Source organism: Mycobacterium sp. 852002-40037_SCH5390672, from assembly GCF_001665875.1.
Classification (GTDB): Bacteria; Actinomycetota; Actinomycetes; order Mycobacteriales; family Mycobacteriaceae; genus Mycobacterium.
In genome coordinates, this window is sequence record NZ_LZTA01000073.1 from 1 (window position 1) to 21434 (window position 21434).

1 protein-coding gene (running past one end of the window) is annotated in these 21434 nt (G+C 70.1%); it reads right to left on the bottom strand.

Going from position 1 to position 21434, the window contains the following annotated elements; all coding sequences use genetic code 11:
* On the bottom strand, positions 1-21434 hold part of the coding region annotated (locus tag A5782_RS12835; RefSeq protein ID WP_082942906.1) for a non-ribosomal peptide synthetase (this coding region is incomplete at both ends). 6000 nt of the annotated region lie beyond the right edge of the window; 21434 of 27434 annotated nt are visible.

Sequence of the window (21434 nt, forward strand, 5' to 3'; positions counted from 1 at the left end):
CTCGTCGGCCCGCCCGAGGTACTCGAGCTGACCGTCGTGGCCCCACCGGACCAGGTCGCCGGTGCGGTACATCCGCGATCCCGGACCCCCGAACGGACACGCCACAAACCGCGACGCCGTCAGCCCGGGCCGCCCGACATACCCCGCGGCCACCCCGTCGCCGGCCACATACAACTCGCCCACGGCACCGGTGGGCACCGGCCGCAACCACGGGTCGAGCACGAACAGGGCCGCGCCGTCCACCGGCGACCCGATCGGCGGCGTCCCGGATCCCCGCGCCAGCGGGGCGCTGATCGCCACACACATCGTGGTCTCCGTCGGCCCATAGGCATTGACCATCACCCGGCCCGGCGCCCACCGATCCACCACCTCGGCCGGACAGGCCTCACCGACCACCGCCAGCGACACCGACTCCAACCCCTCGCGCGACAACATCGCCACCGCCGACGGGGTTTGCGTCAACACGGTGACCTCGTTGGCGACGAGCAGGGCGTGGAAGTCTTTCGGCGAGCGGGCCACCGACTCGGGAACCACGACCAGCCGCCCGCCGCGCAGCAGCGCACCGAAGATCTCCCACACCGAGACGTCGAAGGCGTACGAGTGGCTTTGCGTCCACACTCCCGCGGCCGGCAGACCCGCATCCAGCGATCCCAGCAGCTGCGTCACGTTGCGGTGGGTGATCGCAACGCCCTTGGGGACGCCGGTGGTGCCCGAGGTGTAAATGACGTAGGCGATGCCGTCGGCCGGGGGTGCCGGCAGCGGTCCGCCCGCGCGGTTCTCGATCCGTGGGTCCTCGATATCGATGACCGTCAGGTCGGAGCCGTTCAACCGCGACCGCAGCCCCCCGGTGGTGACGGCGGCGACCGGCGCGGCGTCGTCGAGCATGAAGCGGATCCGGCTGCCCGGCGCCGCCGAGTCGATCGGCAGATAGGCCGCCCCGGTCTTGAGCACCGCCAGGATCGCCACGATCGCCTGCGCCGACCGCGAGAACAGCAGCGCCACAGACTCTCCCGGACCCGCACCCTGCTCGACGAGCAGGTGCGCCAGCCGGTTGGCGGCCTCGTCCAGCTCCCGGTAGGTCATCGACGTGCTGCCCCAGCTGATCGCCGCAGCATCCGGCCGGTCGGCGACCTGCGCGTCGAACATCGCGGGAATCGACGGCAGTGCGGACACCGGCCGGGCGAGCACCGCGCGGTTACCGATCTCGGCCAGGCGGATGCCCTCCGGCGCGCCGAGCAGGTCCACCGACGAGAGCGGACGGTCCGGATCGTCCGTCATCGCGAGCAGCACCCGCTCCAGCCGCTCGCCGAGCGCCTCGATGGTGTGCGTGTCGAAGACGCCGGTGTCGTATTCCACCCGCAGGCCGAGTTCCGGGCCGGACAGGGCGGCTTGCATCGTCAGCGGGTAGTGGTTGCGCTCGAACATGTTGACACCGGCGATCGCCAGCTCGTAGTCGACCGCCATCGCCGAGGTGTCCAGTGGGTAGTTCTCGTAGGCGAACAGGGTGTCGAAGAGCTTCTCGTGACCGGTGATCCGGTGGATCTCGCTCAGCGCCAGGTGCTGGTGTTCCAGCGTGTCGGCGTGACCGTGCTGCAGCTGGGTGAGCAGGTCGGTCGTGGTGGTCGCGGCAGTCATGCGAGCGCGCACCGGGACGGTGTTGATCATCAGACCGACCATCGATTCGGCGCCGACGACCTCGGCCGGCCGGCCCGACACGGTGGTACCGAAGGCGATGTCGTGCTGTCCGGTCAGCCAGGCCAGCAGCTGCGCCCACGCGGCCTGCAGCACGGTGCTGACCGTGGTGTGGCTGGAGCGGGCCAGCTCGCTGAGCGCGTGAGTGACCTCCGCGGACAGCGCGAACGATTGGACGCCGCGGCCGCCGAGTTCCAGCTGGTGGGGCGGCCCGACCAACGTCGGGGTGTCGAAGCCGTCCAGCAACTCGCCCCACGCCGCGCGCGCGGCGTCGAGGTCGCGGTCGGCCAGCCAGGTGACGAACCTGCGATACGGCGCGGGCGCGGGCAACCGCTGGCCCGTGTAGCACGCGAACGTCTCGTTCAGCAGGATCGGCACCGACCAGCCGTCGAGCACGATGTGGTGAATGGACAGGACCAGCCGGTGCCGGTCGTCGCCCGTGCGGATCAGCGCCGCGCGGACGGCCGGCTGCTCGGCCAGGTCGTAGACCGCGGCGCGCTCGGAGGCGCACAGTCGCTGGATCTGCTCTTCGGGCTCGTGGCCGTTGGGCTTGATCTCGAGGTACCGCCAGGCCATCGCGGGATTCGCCGGGATGATCTGGACCGGCTCGTCGAACTCGTCGCAGAATCGGGCCACCAGGTGTGGGTGCCGGCTGACGACGGTGTGCATCGCGTCGCGCAGCCGGTTCCCGTCCAGCGGGCCGGTCAGGTCGAGGTCCAGCTGCACCACGTACAGGTGGTCCTCACCCCCGCGCGTGGTGCTGGCGTGGAAGAGCAGCCCCTCCTGCAGCGGGGTCAGGGGCAGCACGTCGGCGATCCGCTGTCGCCGCTCGAGCTGGTCGATCTGGGGCTGGGCCAGTCGCGCCGGGACGATGTCCGACGGCGTCAGCCCGCCACCGCCGTGGCGCACGTGCGCGCAGATGCCGGCCAGGGCCTCGAACCACAACCGGCTCAGGCGGGCGACCTGTTCGCGGTCCAGCGCCGAGGCGGCCCACGTCCAGTTGGCGTGCAGCTGCGGGCCGTCCGCGGTATCCATGGTGCCCGCGTTGAGGTCCACTGTGTGCATCAGCGGCATGGGAACCGCGGTGCTGATGGCGGTGGCCGTCGAGCCGTCCGGGCTGATTCGCCACAGCTCGTCGGAGAGTTCGGCCGCCGCGCCGCCCAGCCGGCCCAGGTAGTTGAACCCGATCGTCGGGTCGGCGCCGTCCAGGTCGACGTCGGTGTTCAGGTAGCGCAGCAAGCCGTAGGTGAGCGGGTCGGGCAGCGCGCGCAGTTGCTCCTTGGCGTCCTTGACCAGCGCGCCCAGGGCCGGCGCGCCGGACGTGACCTGCGCCCAGGACAGCCCGCCGACGTTCAGTGCCACCGGGTATTTGGTGGTGAACCAGCCCACCGTGCGCGACAGGTCCACTCCGGCGGCCAGTTCCTCGTGGCGGCCGTGGCCTTCGACATCGATGCCGATCGGCGAGCCGACAGCAACGTCGGGGCCCAGGAACTCGGCCCAGGCCAGGGCGAAACCGACCAGCAGGATGTCGTTGACGCCGGCGTGGAACGCGGCCGGCGCCTCACCGAGCAGCGTGCGGGTGGTCTTCGCGTCCAGCGTCGCCGACATGTTCTCTGCGGTCTCGTAGGTGTCGACCTCGGGCCGCACCGCCGGGAGGGCGGGCGGCGTCGCGGCGACCTGCCGCCAGGCGTCGGCCTGTTCGACCACGACCGGTGTTTGCGCGTGCTCGGCCAGCAGCGTCGCCCAGCGGGCGAACGATGTTCCGCCAGGGGGCAACCCGACCGGTTGGCCGTGGTGATGCTGGCCCCAGGCGATGTTGAGGTCCTCCAGCAGCACCCGCCAGGACACCCCGTCGACGGCCAGGTGGTGAATTATCAGCACCAGCTGGCCGGTGGAGGCCACCCACAGCGCGCTGAGCATCACCCCGGTGGCCGGGTTCAACCGCGACCGCGCCGCGATGATCGCCGCGTCGGACAGCTGGTCGACCGCGTGCACGCGTTGGGCCGCGTCGACCGATCCCGGCTCGGGCACCTGCAGCGACCACTCGTCGGCGTCGTCATCGACACGCAGCCGCAGCATGGCGTGCCGGTCCAGCAGCGCCTGCAATACCGTCACCACATCGGCCTCGGTGACGTCGGCGGGCGCCTGCACCACCATCGTCTGGTTGAACTGATCGACGGGACCGTCCACGCTGCGTAGCCAGCGAATGATCGGTGTGGCGGAGATTTCCCCGACGCCCTCGTCGGCCACGCCGTACTCGCCGTCGGTCACTGCGGTCACGCGGGCAAGCCGGGCCACGGTCTGCTCGGTGAAGATGTCGCGCGTCCGCAACACCAGGCCGGTCGCCCGCGCGCGGGTCACCACCTGCATCGAGGAGATGCTGTCCCCACCCAGGTCGAAGAAGGAATCGTCGATACCGACCCGGTCGACGCCCAGGACCTGGGCGTAGATGCCGGCCAGAATCTCCTCGACCGGGGTGCCGGGGGCGCGATACCGGTCGACGTCGCGGTACTCGGGTGCCGGCAGGGCCCGCACGTCGAGCTTGCCGTTGGGTGTCAACGGCAACGCCTCGAGCGTCACGATGGCCGTCGGGACCATGTAGGCCGGCAGGCGATCGGCCAGCCGGGTGCGGATCTCGACCGGGTCCGCTCCCCCGGTGACGTAGCCGACCAGTCGCTTGTCGCCCGGGCGGTCCTCGCGGGCGATGACGACACCCTGTTCCACGCCGTCCAGCGCGGCCAGCGCCGAGCGCACCTCGCCGAGTTCGATGCGGTAGCCGCGGATCTTGACCTGCTCGTCGGCGCGGCCGAGGTACTGCAGCTGACCGTCGGCGCCCCAGCGAACCAGGTCCCCGGTGCGGTACATCCGCGATCCGGGCGCCCCGAACGGGCAGGCCACGAACCGCGATGCGGTCAATTCGGCCCGGCGCCAGTAGCCGACCGCGACGCCGCCGCCGGCCACGTACAACTCACCGACCACGCCGTGCGGCACCGGTCGCAGGGATTCGTCCAGCACGAACACGCCGGCCCCCGGGACCGGGGAGCCGATGGGCACTACGGGCGATCCCGCCTGCAGTGGGGCGCTGACCGCCGCGTACACCGTCGCCTCGGTGGGGCCGTAGGCGTTGATCATCACGCGTCCGGGTGCCCACCGGTCGACCAGTTCGGTCGGGCAGGCCTCACCGGCCACCACCAGCGCCGCGGCCTGAAGCCCCTCGGGAGACAGCACGTCCGCCGCGGACGGGGTCTGACTGATCACGGTGACCTCTTCGGCGACCAGCAACGCGTGGAAGTCTTCCGGCGACCGGACCACCGAGTCGGGGATCACCACGAGGCGCCCGCCCTGCAGCAGCGCGCCGAAGACCTCCCAGACCGAGACGTCGAAGGCCAGCGAGTGCCATTGCGACCAGACGCCCTCGCGCGGCAGGCCGGAATCACCGGAGGCCAGCAGCTGCGCGACGTTGCGGTGCGTGACCGCGACGCCTTTGGGGACACCCGTGGTGCCCGAGGTGTAGATCAGGTAGGCGATGTCGTCGGCGCTCGGCGTCGGCAATGCGGTCGACGGCTGGGTGTCGACGGCCGGATCATTGACGTCGATGACGGCGACGTGGTGGCCATAGAGCCGCTCGGCCAGCTCGGCGGTGCTGATCGCGGCCATCGGCGCGGCATCGGCGAGCATGAACGCGATGCGCTCCGCCGGCAGCCCCGGGTCGATCGGCAGATACGCGGCCCCGGCCTTGAGCACCGCCAGGATGGCCACGATCGCCTCGGCCGAACGGGGGAACAGCAGCGCCACCCGCTCGCCGCGGCCCACGCCGAAGCCGGCCAGGCGGTGGGCCAGCCGGTTGGCGGCCTCGTCGAGTTCGCGATAGGTCCACGAGCGGTCGTCGCAGCGCAGCGCCACCGCGTCGGGGGTGCGCGCCGCTTGTGCGGCGAACAACGCCGGGACCGACGCGTCCGTCGTCGCGGGTGCGGTCAGCGCGGCGCGGTTGCCGAGGTCGTCCAGGCGGGCGTGCTCGCGCTGGTCGAGCAGATCCACCGTCGATAGCGCGCTGGTGGGATCGGCCGTCATCGCCTCCAGGACGCGCTGCAGCCGCCCGATCAGCGCGCGGATGGTCTCCGTGTCGAACACGTCGGTGCGGAACTCCACCCGGCCGCCGATCCCGGCGGGCTCGTTGTCCTCGGCCCACCGTTCGGCCAGCGAGAACACCAGGTCCATGCGGGCGACCTGGGTGTCCAGCGGTATCGACGTGACCTGCACGTCGCCCAGGGCCAGCCCGGCGCCGGGATCGCTGTCCTGTCCGGCGAAGTTCTGCCAGGCCAGCATCACCTGCACCAGTGGGTGGTGCGTCAGGCTTCGGGTCGGGTTGACCCGCTCGACCAGCACCTCGAAGGGCACATCCTGGTGCTCGAAGGCCTCCAGGCTGCGTGTGCGTACCCGGGTCAGCAGCTCGGCGAAGCTCGGGTCGCCGGCCAGGTCGACGCGCAGCACCAGGGTGTTGACGAAGAACCCGACCAGGTCGTCGAGCGCGGGGTCGCGCCGGCCGGCGATCGGGAACCCGACCGCCACGTCGGTGCTGGCGCTGATCTTCGACAGCAGCACCGCCAGGGCGGCCTGCACCACCATGAAACTGGTGGAGTTGTACTCGCGGGCCAGCCCCGCGACCTGCTGCTGCAGGTCGGCCGGCCAGTCCACCTCGACGGCCGCCCCGCGCTGATCGGCGATCTGCGGGTAGGGACGGTCGGTAGGCAGCTGCAACCGCTCCGGCATCCCCGCCAGCGCGTCCTGCCAGTAGGCCAGCTGCGCGGCAATGCGGCTGCCGCTGTCGGCGAGCTCGCCGAACTGGGCGCGCTGCCACAGCGTGTAGTCGACGTATTGCACGGCCAGCGGCTCCCAGTCGGGGGCCCGTCCGGCGCACCGGCTGGCGTACGCCATTCCCAGGTCGCGCACCAGTGGGCGCAGCGACCAGCCGTCCGCGGCGATGTGGTGCACCACGGCCACCAGCACGTGTTCGTCGTCGGCGATGTGGAAAAGCGAAGCGCGCAACGGGATCTGGGTGGCCAGGTCGAAGGTTTCGCGGGCCGCGGCGTCGATGGCCTCGCGCAGCCGGCTCGCCGACCAGCCGCGGGCGTTCACGGTCCGCCAGCTGAGATCGGCCCGCTCGATGGGGATCACCACCTGCTGGGGGGTTTCCTCGGTCGCGGCGAACACCGTGCGCAGGCTTTCGTGGCGGGCCACCACGTCGGCCAGCGCCGCTCCCAGCGCCTGGACATCGAGGCGTCCGTGCATCCGCATCGCCGCCGCCATGTTGTAGACCGGGGACGGTCCCTGCAGCTGGTCCAGGAACCACAGCCGGCTCTGGGCGAAGGACAGCGGGACCACCGCCGGACGCTCACCCGCCACCAGCGGGTCCAGCCGGCCGGTGTCCTCACCGATGCGCGGTGCCAGCTGGGCAACGGTGGGCGCCTCGAAGATGACGCGCACCGGAACGCCGACATCCATGGCGCTGTTGACCGCCGCGATCACCCGCATCGCCGAGATGCTGTCGCCGCCGAGGTCGAAGAAGGAGTCGTCGACGCCGACGCGTTCGACGCCCAGCACGTGGGCGTAGATGCCGGCCAGGATCTCCTCGGTGGGGGTGGTCGGCGAGCGATACCCGGCCGCGGAGTATTCGGGTGCCGGCAGGGCACGGATGTCGAGCTTGCCGTTGAGGGTCATCGGCAGTGCGTCGAGCACCACCACCGCCACCGGCACCATGTAGGCCGGCAGGCGCTCGGCCAGCTGCGCGCGGGCGTGTGCGGGATCCGCGGAGCCGGTGATGTAGCCGACGAGGCGCTTGTCGCCGGGCCGGTCCTCGCGGGCGATGACGACCGCCTGGTCGACGTCGTCGAGCGCCGCCAGGGCCGAGCGCACCTCACCGACTTCGATGCGGTAGCCGCGGATCTTGACCTGCTCGTCGGCGCGGCCCAGGTACTGCAATTGGCCGTCGGGACCCCAGCACACCAGGTCCCCGCTTCGATACATGCGCGATCCGGGCTCACCGAAGGGGCAGGCCACGAATCGTGTCGCGGTCAGCCCTGCGCGGCGCACGTACCCGTATCCCACGCCGCGACCGGCAACATAGAGCTCGCCGACCACTCCGGCCGCCACCGGGCGCAGCCACCCGTCCAGGACGAACAAGGCGGCACCGGGCACCGCCGAGCCGATCGGCGGCGCCCCCGAGCCGGCGGCCAACGGGGTGCTCATCGTCGAGAAGATCGTCGCTTCGGTGGGGCCGTAGACGTTGACCATCGTGCGCCCGGGCGCCCAGCGGTCCACCAGCTCGGGCGGGCAGGGCTCGGCACCGATCACCAGCGCCGCGGACTCCAGGCCCTGCGGCGACAGCATCCGCACCGCCGACGGGGTCTGGCTCAACACGGTGACCTTCTCCGCGACCAGCAGGGCGTGGAATTCCATCGGTGAGCGGGCCACCGAATCGGGCACCACCACGAGCCGGCCGCCATGCAACAGCGCACCCCAGATCTCCCACACCGAATAGTCGAAGGCATACGAGTGGAACTGGGTCCACACCTGATCCGCCGACAGCTCCACGCCCACGGCCTGCGCGTCGAACATCCGGGTCACGTTGTGGTGGCTGACCGCCACGCCCTTGGGCACACCCGTGGTGCCCGACGTGTAGATGATGTGCGCGACGTGCTCGGGGGCCGGTGCCGGGAGGGCCGTGCGGGGTTGGCGGGCCACGGCGCGGTCGTTGATGTCGATGACGATCAGGTCGTGGGCGTCCAGCTTGTCCACCAGCGCGGCGACGGTGATCGCGGCCATCGGCCCGGTGTCGGTGAGCATGAACTCGATGCGGGCCGCCGGCAGGGCCGGGTCGATCGGCAGGTAGGCCGCACCGGTTTTCAGCACGGCCAGGATGGCCACGATCGCGTCGGCCGACCGCCCGAACAGCAACGCCACGGACTCGCCGGGGCCCACCCCAAGGCCAATCAGCATCTGCGCCAGCCGGTTCGACTTCTCGTCGAGCTCCCGGTAGCTCATGGATCGGCCCTCGAAGGTCACCGCCGCGGACCGCGGGCTGCGCGCCGCCTGCGCGGCGAACAGCGCCGGGATCGACGTCGCAGTGGCGGGCTGGGTCAGCACGGCCCGGTCGCCCCAGCCGTCCAGCCGGTCGTGTTCGGCGTCGTCGAGCACGTCGATCGATGACAACCGTCGCGCCGGGTCGGTGGTCATGACGACCAGCACGCGGCGCAACCGCTCGATCAGCGTCCCGATCCGTGCCGCGTCGAAGACGTCGGTGTCATATTCGACCTGCAGGCGCAGCTCTTGGCCGGGCTGGGCCTGCACCGTCAGCGGGTAGTGGGTGGATTCCCGGGTGGTGATGTCGGTGACGGCCAGCTCCTGGTCGGCCGACAACGCGCTGGCGTCGATCGGATAGTTCTCGTAGGCGAACAGGGTGTCGAACAACTGGTCCTGGCCGGTGATGCGGTGGATCTCGTTGAGCGCCAGGTGCTGGTGGTCCAGCGTGTGGTTGTAGGCACCTTGCAGCTGGTCGAGCAGCTCGGTGGTGGTGGTCGTGGCGGTGATGTTCGCCCGCACCGGCACCGTGTTGATGAGCAGACCCACCATGTTCTCCGCGCCGACGATTTCGGCGGGCCGGCCCGACACCGTGGTGCCGAAGACGACGTCTCCCTGGCCGGTCAAACCGCACAGCAGTTGCGCGAACGCGCCCTGCAGCACGGTGTTCACGGTGGTGTGGCAGGAGCGGGCCAGGTCGGTGATGGCCTGGCTGAGCTGGGCCGGCAGCGCGAACGACTCGACGCTCTGTTGTCCGAGCTCCGTCCGGTCCTGGGGGCCGACCAGGGTCGGTGCGTCGAAGCCGGCGAACACCTCGGCCCAGGCCGCACGGGCGGCGTCGAGGTCACGCTCGGCCAGCCAGTCGACGAAGCTGCGGTAGGGCGCGGTCGCCGGTAGGCGCTGGCCGTAGTAGCCGGCGAAGATCTCCCCCAGCAGGATCGGCATCGACCAGCCGTCGAGCACGATGTGGTGGTTGGTCAGCACCAGGCGATAGCGCTCGGGTGCGGTGCGCAGCAGCGCGACCCGGAAGGGGGGTCGGCCGGCGAGGTCGCCGCAGACCGCGGCGCGCTCGGCGGCGCACAGCCGCTGAATCTCCGCATCCGCGTCGGCGTCGCCGTCCAGCTCGACGTACTGCCAGGACGCCGCGGGGTCAGCCGGGATGATCTGGACCGGCTCGTCGTACTGGTCGCAGAACCGGGCCACCAGGTTGGGATGCCGGCCGATCATCGTCTGCACCGCGTCGCGCAGGCGATCGGGGTCGAGCGGACCGGCGATGCTGATGTCCAGCTGTCCCGCATACAGATCGTCGCTCGCCCCGGCGGTGTTGGCGTGGAAGAGCAGTCCCTGCTGGACCGGGGTCAGCGCCAGCACGTCGGCGATATTGTGTTGCCGCGCAAGCTGATCGATCTGCTGTTGGCTGAGCCGGGCGGGCAGGATGTCCGACGGGGTCAAGCCACCGCCACCGGAACGCACATGGGCGCAGATGCCGGCCAGGGCCTCAAACCACAACCGACCCAACCGGGTGATCTGCTCGTCGTTCAGCGCCGACGGCGCCCAGGTCCAGTTGGCGTGTAGCCGCGGTCCACCGTCGGAGTCGACGGTGACCGCGTTCAGCTCGACGGTGTGCATCAGCGGCATGGGTATCGCGGTGGCCGCGCGGGTCACCGACCAGCCGTTCCGCTCGGGTCGCCACATGTCGTCGGTGAGCTCGGCCGCACCGCCCTGGCGTCCCAGGTAGTTGAAGCCGATCGGCGGGTCCGAGGCGTCCAGGTCTACGTCGCTGTTCAGGTAGCGCAGCAGTCCGTAGCTCAGCGGGTCCGGCAGGGCCCGCAGCTGCTCCTTGGCGTCTTTGAGCACCGCGTCCAACGCGGCGCCGCCCGTGGTGACCTGCGCCCAGGAGACGCCCTGCACCGCAAGGGAAACCGGGTATTTGGTGGTGAACCAGCCCACGGTGTGGGACAGATCGATGTCGCGCCCCAGTTCCTCGTGACGCCCGTGGCCTTCGACGTCGATGCCGATCGGTGCGCCTGGGCTGCCGGCGAATTCCGCGCACGCCAGCCCGAACGCGATCAGCAGAATGTCTTGCACGCCAGCGTGGAACGCCGCCGGCACGTCACCGAGCAGCATGCCGGTGGTCTCGGCGTCCAGTTCCATGGAAAGGTGGCCGGCCGTGGCGAAGGTGTCCACGTCGGGGCGTATCGCGGGCAATGCCGCGGGCGTGGCCGCCACCTGTTTCCAGGTGTCGGCCTGACCCACCACGTCCGGGTGGTGCGCATGCTCGGCCAGCCGCGACGACCACCGCGCGAACGAGGTGCCCACTGTCGGCAGCACCACGGGCTGCCCGCTGTGATGTTGCGCCCAGGCGATGTTCAAGTCCTGCAACAGAATTCGCCAGGACACGCCGTCGACGGCCAGGTGGTGAACGATCACCACCAGTTGACGGCCGGCGCGCGCCCACACCGCACTGAGCATCACACCGGCGGCGGGGTTCAACCGCGACCGCGCCTCGATGACCGCGGCGTCGGACAATTCGTCCACCGCGTGCAGGCACGCGCGGGCATCCACCGAACCCGGCTCGGGCACCGTCAACGACCAGCCGGTGGCGTCGTCGTTGCCGACGTGCAGCCGCAGCATGGCATGGCGATCCAGCAGGGCCTGCAACACCGTGACGACGTCAGCCTCGGTGACCGCCGCGGGGACCTGCACCAGCATCGTCTGGTTGAACTGATCGACGTGTCCGCCGGCGTTTTCCACGTCTTGCAGCCAACGGATGATCGGGGTGGCCACCACCGGCCCCAGGCCCTCATCGGCCACCGCGGTTTCGGCGTCGACCACTTCGGCCACCCGGGCCAGCCGGGCCACGGTCTGCTCGACGAAGATGTCGCGTGTTTTGCACACCAGGCCCGCCGCACGCGCCCGCGTCACCACCTGCATCGACGAGATGCTGTCGCCACCCAGGTCGAAGAAGGAGTCGTCGACGCCGACCCGCTCGAGGCCGAGCACCTGGGCGTAGATTCCGGCCAGAATCTCTTCAATGGCGTTGTCGGGGGCGCGATACCGGTCGGCGTCCTGATAGTCCGGTGCGGGCAGGGCGCGGGTGTCGAGTTTGCCGTTGGCGGTGAGCGGCAGGGCCTGCATCACCACCACGGCCGTCGGGATCATGTAGCCCGGCAGCCGCTCGGCCAGCGCGGCACGCACCGCGGCCGGGTCGGCGGTGCCGGTGACGTACCCGATAAGGCGCTTGTCACCGGGGCGGTGCTCGCGGGCCACGACGACCGCCTGCTCGACGCCGTCCACCCAGGCCAGTGCCGCGCGCACCTCGCCGAGTTCGATGCGGTAGCCGCGGATCTTGACCTGCTCGTCGGCGCGGCCCAGGTAGTCCAGCTGCCCGTCGGCACGCCAGCGCACCAGGTCGCCGGTGCGGTACATGCGCGATCCGGAGTCGCCGAACGGGCACGCCACGAAACGCGATGCGGTCAAAGCGGACCGTCGCCAGTAGCCGCAGGCCACGCCCGCGCCGGCCACGTACAGCTCGCCGACGACGCCCGGGGGCACGGGCCGCAGCCACTCGTCGAGCACGAACGACGCCGCGCCCGGCACCGGGGAGCCGATCGGCACCACACCGGGAGACCCGGCCTCCAGGGGTGCGCTGACGGCGGCGTACACCGTGGCTTCGGTCGGGCCGTAGGCGTTGATCATCGCCCGTCCCGGCGCCCACCGGTCCACCAGTTCGGCCGGGCAGGCCTCCCCCGCCACCACCAATGTGACCGACTCGAGTCCCGCGGGTGAGAGCGCACCGGCCGCCGACGGGGTCTGGCTGAGCACGCTGACCTGTTCGGCCACCAGCAACGCGTGCAGGTCTTCCGGTGAGCGCGCCACCGATTCGGGCACCACGACCAACCGGCCGCCGTGCAGCAAGGCGCCGAAGATCTCCCACACCGAGACGTCGAAGGCCAGTGAATGCCATTGCGACCACACGCCCGTGCGCGGCAGTCCCGAGTCCCCGGCCGCCAGCAGCTGGGTGACGTTGCGATGGGTGACCGCAACGCCTTTGGGAACACCGGTGGTGCCCGAGGTGTAGATCAGGTAGGCAAGGTTCTCCGGCCGCGGCGACGGCAATGCGGTGGCGGGCTGGGTGTCGATGGCGGGATCTTCGACATCGATGACCGCGACGTTGTGGCCGTCGAGCCGGTCGCTCAGATCGCCGGTGGTGATCGCGGCGATCGGCGCGGCGTCGGTGAGCACGAAGCCGATCCGGGACTCGGGCAGTGCCGGGTCGATCGGCAGGTAGGCCGCGCCGGATTTGAGCACCGCCACGATGGCCACGATCGCCTCGGCCGACCGCGAAAAGAGCAGCGCCACAGTCTTTCCCGGGCCCGCGCCGCGTCCGGTCAGCAGGTGCGCCAACCGGTTGGACGCCTCGTCCAGCTCGCGGTAGGTCAACGAGTGGCCGTCGCAGACCAGCGCCACGGCATCGGGGGTGCGGGCCACCTGCGCGGCGAACAGCGCCGGGATGCAATCGGTTTGGGCCGCCGATCCGCTCAGCGCCGCGCGGTTGCCGAACTCATCCAGTCGGGCGTGTTCGGTGTCGTCGAGGAGATCGACCGACGACAACGCTTGGGCGGGATCGGCGGTCAGCGCAAGCAGCACCCGCTGCAGCCGACCGATCAGCGCCTGGATGCTGGCCACGTCGAACACGTCGGTGCGGAATTCGACGGTGCCGCCGATGCCGGCGGGCTCACCCCCCTCGTTCCAGCGCTCGCCCAGCGAGAAGGTCAGGTCCATCCGGGCGGTTTGGGTGTCGACCGGTATCGGCGTGACGTCGACGTCACCCAGGGAGAACCCTGCTGCGGGGCCGGCGTCGTGCCCGGCGAAGTTCTGCCAGGCCAGCATCACCTGAACGAGCGGATGATGGCTCAGGCTACGGGCCGGGTTGAGCCGCTCCACCAGCACCTCGAACGGCACGTCCTGGTGCTCGTAGGCGGCCAGGGCACGCTGGCGCACCTGGGACAGCACCTCGGCGAAGGTGGAGTCACCCGCGACGTCGACCCGCAGCACCAGGGTGTTGACGAAGAAGCCCACCAGCTCCTCGAGCGCTGGGTCACGCCGGCCGGCGATCGGGAAGCCAACCGCCACATCGGGATTGGCGCTGATCTTGGACAGCAGCACCGCCAGCGCGGTTTGGATCACCATGAAGCTGGTGGCGTTGTGGTGGCGAGCCACCTCCCCGACGCGCTGCTGCAGCTCGATCGGCCAGTCGATTTCCACGGTGGCGCCGCGCTGATCGGCCACCAGCGGGTAGGGCCGGTCGGTGGGCAGCTGCACCCGTTCGGGCATCCCGGTCAGGGCTTCTTCCCAGTAGGACAGCTGGGCGGCGATGCGGCTGTTGCCGTCGTCCAGGTCGCCGAATTGCGCACGTTGCCACAGCGTGTAGTCGACGTACTGCACCGGCAAGGGCGTCCAGTCGGGGTCGCGTCCGGCGGCCCTGCTGGCATACGCCACCCCCAGGTCACGCACCAGCGGGGTGATGGACATGCCGTCGGCGGCGATGTGGTGCACCACGGCCACCAACACATGCTGGTCGTCTCGGAGCCGGAAAAGCTCTGCCCGCAACGGGATTTGGGCCGACAGGTCGAAGGTGTAGCGAGCCGTGGCACCGATCGCCTCCTCGAGCTGGCTCGCCGACCAGCCGCTGGCGTCGACAACCTCCCAGCCGAAATCGGCCTGCCCCGCCGGCATGACCACCTGCTGTGGTGTCCCCTCGGGGGCTGCGAACAGGGTCCGCAGGCTCTCGTGGCGGGCCACCACGTCGCCCAGTGCCGCACCGAGCGCATCGGCATCGAGCTGACCGTCCAACCGCAACGCGGCCGACATGTTGTAAACCGGTGAGGGCCCTTGCAATTGATCCAGGAACCACAACCGGTTCTGCGCGAACGACAACGGGACGACCGCGGGCCGCTCACCGGCCGTCAACGGCTCCAGTCCACTTCCACCCTCGCCTAGCCGGGGTGCCAGCTGGGCAACGGTGGGCGCCTCGAACACGACGCGCACGGCAAGGTCGGCGTCCAGGCTCGCGTTGATCGCGGCGATCAGGCGCATCGCGGAGATGCTGTCGCCGCCGAGGTCGAAGAAGGAGTCGTCGATGCCGACCCGGTCGACGCCGAGGATCTCGGCGTAGATGCCGGCCAGGATCTCTTCGGTCGGGGTTTCCGGGGCGCGGTATTCACCGGCGGTGTATTCGGGCGCCGGCAGGGCGCGCGTGTCGAGTTTGCCGTTGGCGGTCAACGGAAGTGCGTCGAGCGCCATCACGGCCGCCGGGACCATGTAGGCGGGCAGCCGTTCCGCCAGCGCCGTGCGCGCCCAGGTCGGATCCGCGCCGCCGGTGACGTAACCGACGAGACGCCTGTCACCGGGGCGGTCTTCGCGGGCGATCACGACCGCCTGGTCGACGCCGTCGAGTCCGCTCAGCGCGGACTGGATCTCGCCGAGTTCGATGCGGTAACCGCGGACCTTGACCTGCTCGTCGGCGCGGCCGAAGTACTGCAGTTGCCCGTCGGCGTTCCAGCGCACCAGGTCGCCCGTGCGGTACATCCGGGTTCCGGCTCCGCCGAAGGGGCAGGCGACGAACCGCGACGCGGTCAGCCCGGGCCGCCCGACATATCCCGCGGCCACCCCGGATCCGGCGACGTACAGCTCACCGACCACGCCGGGCGGTACCGGCCGCAACGACTCGTCGAGCACGAACAGCGCCGCCCCCGGCACCGGGGACCCGATCGGTACCGGCCCGTTGGCCGCCGACCCCGGCGCCAGGGGCGCGCTGATGGTCACGCACATGGTGGTCTCGGTCGGGCCGTAGGCATTGACCATCACCCGTCCGGGCGCCCACTGGTCCACCACCTCGGCCGGGCAAGCCTCGCCGGCCATCACCAGCGACACCGACTCCAGGCCCTCGCGCGACAGCATCGCCACCGCCGACGGAGTCTGGGTCAACACGCTGACCTCCTGGGCGACCAGGACGTCGTGCAGGTGTTGCGGTGAACGCGCGACCGATTCGGGCACCACGACCAGCCGCCCGCCGCGCAGCAGCGCGCCGAAGATCTCCCACACCGAGACGTCGAACGCCAACGAGTGACTGTGCGACCACACGCCCGCGGCCAGCAGGCCGGCATCCAGCGATCCCAGCAGTTGAGTCACGTTCCGGTGTGTGATGGCAACGCCTTTGGGGACACCGGTGGTGCCCGAGGTGTAAATCAGGTAGGCGACACCGTCGGGCGACGGCAGCGGCAGACCGGTTTCGGGCAGGGTGTCGATGCGTCGATCGTTGACGTCGACGACGGTCACCCCGTGGCCGTCGAGCCGCTCGGCCAGATCGGCGGTGGTGACCGCGACGACGGGCTTCGCGTCGCCGAGCATGAACTCGATCCGGGTCTGCGGCGAGGAGGGATCGATCGGCAGGTAGGCGGCCCCGGTCTTGAGGACCGCCAGAATGGACGCGATCGCCTCGGCCGACCGCGAAAACAGCAGTGCCACAGTCTGTCCCGGACCGGCGCCCTGCGCCCTCAGGAAATGCGCCAACCGGTTCGAGGCCTCGTCCAGCTCCCGGTACGTCACCGACAGCCCCTCGCACACCAGCGCCACGGCCTCCGGCGCGTCGGCGACCTGCGTGGCGAATAATTCGGGCACCGACATGGGTGCGCTCGCCTGCCCGGTCAGGACGGCCGTGTTTCCAAGCTCTTCCAGGTGGGCGCGCTCAGCCTCGCCGAGCAGATCCACCGACGACAACAAATGCGTGGGATCGGCGGTCATCGCCGTCAATACCCGCTGCAACCGGGCGATCAGCGTCTCAACGGTGGCCGCGTCGAACACGTCGGTGCGGAATTCCACTCGTCCGCCGATGCCGGCGGCTTCACCGGCCGCGCTCCAGCGCTCGGCCAGTGAGAACACCAGGTCCATGCGGGCCGACTCGTCCTGCACCGGCACGGAGGTGACCTCGAGGTCGCCCAGCGCCAGGCCTGCGGCCGGATCGTCGTGCCCGGCGAAGTTCTGCCAGGCCAGCATCACCTGCACCAGCGGGTGATGTGTAAGGCTTCGGGTCGGGTTGACCCGCTCCACCAGCACCTCGAACGGCACGTCCTGGTGCTCGAACGCCGCCAGGCTGCGCGCCTGTACGCGCTCCAGCAGTTCGGTGAAGCTGGGGTCGCCGGCCAAGTCGATCCGCAGCACCAGGGTGTTGACGAAGAAGCCGACCAGCTGGTCGAGCGCGGGGTCGCGCCGCCCGGCGATCGGGAAGCCCACCGCCACATCCGAACTCGCGCCGATCTTCGACAACAGCACCGCCAGGGCGGCCTGCACCACCATGAAGCTGGTCGCGTTGTGTTCGCGGGCCAGTCGGCGAACCTGTTGCTGCAGTTCGGCAGGCCAGTCCACGACCACACTGTCGCCGCGCTGGTCGGCCACCGGCGGGTAGGGCCGATCGGTGGGCAACTGCAGCCGCTCGGGCATTCCGGCCAGCGCGTTCTCCCAGTAGGCCAGCTGAGTACCGATGCGGCTGGTGTTGTCCTCGAGATCGCCGAATTGGGCACGCTGCCACAGCGTGTAATCGATGTATTGCACCGGCAATTCGGCCCATCCGGGGGCCTGTCCGGCACACCTGCTGGTGTAGGCCACGCTCAGGTCGGCACCCAACGGGGTGAGCGACAAGCCGTCCGCGGCGATGTGGTGCACCACGATGACCAGCAGGTGCTCGTCCTCATCGACCGCGAAAAGCCTTGCCCGCATGGGGATTTCGGTTGCCAGATCAAACGTGTAGCGTGTCGTCGCCTTGATGGCGTCGTCCAGCTGGTCCGCCGACCAAGCGGCGGCGTCGACGACGTCCCAGCCCAATTCGGTGCTCTCGACGGGCAACACCACCTGTTGGGGTGTTCCCCCGTGCGCCGGGAACAGGGTACGCAGACTTTCGTGGCGACTCACCACGTCGGCCAGCGCAGCACCGAGGGCCTCGGCATCGAGTTGTCCGCGTAGCCGCAGCGCCGCCGCCATGTTGTACAGCGGTGAGGGGCCCTGGAATTGGTCGATGAACCACAACCGGTTCTGCGCGAACGACAACGGGACCACCGCGGGCCGGTCCCCGGCCACCAGCGGCTCCAGGCCGGCCGCGCTCTGCACGATGCGCGGCGCCAACTGCGCAACGGTGGGCGCCTCGAAGACGGCGCGCACCGGAAGGTCGCTTTCCAGCGCGGAATTGATCGCGGTGACCAGGCGCATGGTGGACAGCGAATCGCCACCCAGGTCGAAGAACGAGTCGTCGACCCCGACCCGTTCGACGCCCAGGATTTGGGCGTAGATGCCGGCCAGGATCTCCTCGACCGCGGTGCTCGGGGCGCGGTAGTTGTCGACGGTCCGGTAGTCAGGGGCGGGCAGCGCGCGGGTGTCGAGCTTGCCGTTCACCGTCACCGGCAGCGCATCGAGCACCACCACCGCCGCGGGGACCATGTAGCCCGGGAGCCGCTCGGCCAGCGCGGCGCGTGCCTTGCCCGGGTCTGCCGACCCGGTGACGTAACCAACCAGACGTTTGTCGCCGGGGCGGTCCTCGCGGGCGACGACGACGGCCTGCTCGACCCCGTCGAGAGCGGAGAGCGCCGCCTGGATCTCGCCGAGTTCGATGCGGTAGCCCCGAATCTTGACCTGCTCGTCGGCACGCCCGAGGTAGCGCAGTTGCCCGTCGGGGCCCCAGCAGACCAGGTCGCCGGTGCGATACATGCGGGTGCCGGGCTCGCCGAACGGGCAGGCCATGAACCGCGATGCCGTCAGCCCGGGGCGGCGCCAATACCCGACGCCGACGCCTTGGCCGGCCAGATACAGTTCGCCCACCACCCCGGCCGGCACCGGACGCAGCCATTCGTCGAGCACGAAGAACGCCGCACGGGTGACCGGCGACCCGATCGGGGGGAACCCCGATCCGGCCTGAAGCGGCGCACTCTTGCAGGCCCACATGGTGGTTTCGGTTGGGCCGTACACATTGACCATCACCCGGCCCGGCGCCCAACGGTCCACCAGCTCGGGCGGACACGGCTCCGCCCCGATCACCAACGCCGTGGAATCCAAGCCATCGGTCGGCAACAAACCCACCGCCGAGGGGGTCTGGGTCAACACCGTGACACCCTCGCGCACCAGCAGGGCATGGAACTCCTCCGGTGAGCGCGCCACCGAGCCGGGCACCACCACCAGGCGCCCGCCATGCAGCAGCGCCCCCCAGATCTCCCACACCGAGAAGTCAAAGGCATACGAGTGGAACTGGGTCCACACCTGCTCGGCCGACAACTCGAAACCGAGTCGCAAGTCATCGAACAGCTGTGCGACGTTATGTTGGGTGACCGCAACACCTTTGGGCACACCCGTGGTGCCCGACGTGTAGATGATGTGCGCGACATCGTCTGGCGCCGGCACCGCTAAAGCGGTACTGGGCTGGGCCGCTACCGCCGGGTCATCGACATCGATGACCACCAAGTCGAAACCGTCGAACCTGTCGGCCAGCGCTGCGGTGGTGATCGCGACCCTCGGGGTGGCGTCGGTGAGCATGAACTCCACCCGAGCCGCCGGTAGCGCGGGGTCGATCGGCAGATACGCCGCCCCGGACTTGAGCACCGCCAGGATCGACACGATCGCCTCGGTCGACCGCGAAAACAACAGCGCCACAAACACACCCGGGCCCGCGCCGCGCTCGACCAGCACACGCGCCAACCGATTGGCCGCCTCATCAAGCTCGCGGTAGGTCATCGACCGGCCCTCGAACGTCAGCGCCAGCGCATCCGGGGTGCGGGCCGCCTGCGCGGCGAACAATCCCGCAACCGTCACCGGTTCCATCGGCTCGGCCAGTACCGCCTCGTTGCCCCACTTCGCCAGTCGGGCGTGCTCGGTGGTGTCGAGCAGATCCACCGAGGACAACCGCCGCCCCGGCTCGGCGGTGACGGCGGTCAAGAGCCGCTGCAGCCGTTCGATCATCGCCTCGACGGTCCCCGCGTCGAATACGTCGGTGCGATATTCGGCCGTCACCGCGATGCCCGCACGCTGACCGGACTCGGTGAAGCGTTCGGCCAGTGAGAAGGTCAGGTCCATGCGAGCGGTGTTGGTGTGCAACGGCATCGGGGTGACCTGCAGATCGCCCAGGGCCAATCCGCCCGCGGGCGCGGTGACCTCACCGGGGAAGTTCTCCCAGCCCAAGAGCACCTGGATCAGCGGGTGATGGGCCATGCTCCTGGCGGGGTTGAGCCGTTCCACCAGCAGTTCGAAGGGCACGTCCTGATGTTCGAAGGCGGCCAGGCTGCGCTGGCGCACCTGGGCCAGCAGCTCGGCGAACGTCGGATCGCCTGCCACGTCGACGCGCAGCACCAAGGTGTTGACGAAGAACCCGATCAGCTCGTCGAGCGCGCGTTCGGAGCGCCCGGCGATCGGGAAGCCCACGGCCACATCGTTACTGGCGCTGATCTTGGACAGCAGCGCGGCAAAGGCCGCCTGAATCACCATGAAGCTGGTCGCGTTGTGCTCGCGGGCTACCCGCTGCACCTGTTGCTGCAGCTCCGTCGGCCAGTCGGCCGCCAGGCGGGCGCCGCGGTGGTCGGCGACCTGGGGGTAGGGCCGGTCGATGGGTAGCTGCAGGCGTTCGGGCAGCCCGGCCAGGGCGTCCGCCCAGAAGTCGAGCTGCGCGGCGATGCGGCTGTCTCTGTCGTCCACGTCGCCGAGATATGCGCGCTGCCAGAGTGTGTAGTCGACATACTGCACCGGCAACGGCGTCCAGTCGGGGGCATGCCCCACGCACCGGCTGGCGTATGCCACCCCGAGGTCACGCGCGAACGGTGTGATCGACCAGCCGTCGGCGGCGATGTGGTGCACCGCGACCACCAACAGGTGCTCGTCGTCGCTGACGGTAAAAAGCTCTGTGTGCAGCGGGCTTTCGCTTGACAGGTCAAACGCGTACTGGGCCGCCGCCGACATGCGCTCACGCAACCGGTCCTCCGACCAGCCGCGCGCATCGACGACGTCGCAGGCGAAGCCGATCTGTTCGGCGGGAATCACCACCTGCTGCGGGATACCGTCGGCCGCCGCAAACACGGTGCGCAGGCTTTCGTGGCGACCCACGACGTCGGCGAGCGCCGCGGCCAGCGCACCGGTGTCCAGCCGGCCACTCAGCCGCAACGCCACGGTGACGTTGTAAATGGGTGACGGTCCTTGGAATTGGTCGATGAACCACAGCCGCGTCTGGGCGAACGACAGCGGAATGACCGCCGGGCGCTCCACCGCCACCAACGGCTCCGGTCGATCGGCCTCGCCGCCGGCCAGCAACGCCAGTTCGGCAGCCGTGGGCGCCTCGAACACGGCCCGCACGCCGAGGTCGGAGTTCAGGCTGGCGTTGACGGCGGCGATCAGCCGCATCGCCGACAGCGAGTCCCCGCCCAGGTCGAAGAAGGAATCGTCGACACCAACCCGCTCCAGCCCGAGCACCTGGGCGTAGATGCCCACCAGGATTTCCTCGGCCGCGGTGGCCGGGGCGCGGTAACGATCCACGTCCTGGTACTCCGGCTCCGGCAGGGCTTTGCGGTCGAGCTTGCCCGACGAGGTCAGCGGGAATTCCTCAAGCGCCACAATGTGTGTCGGCACCATGTATTCCG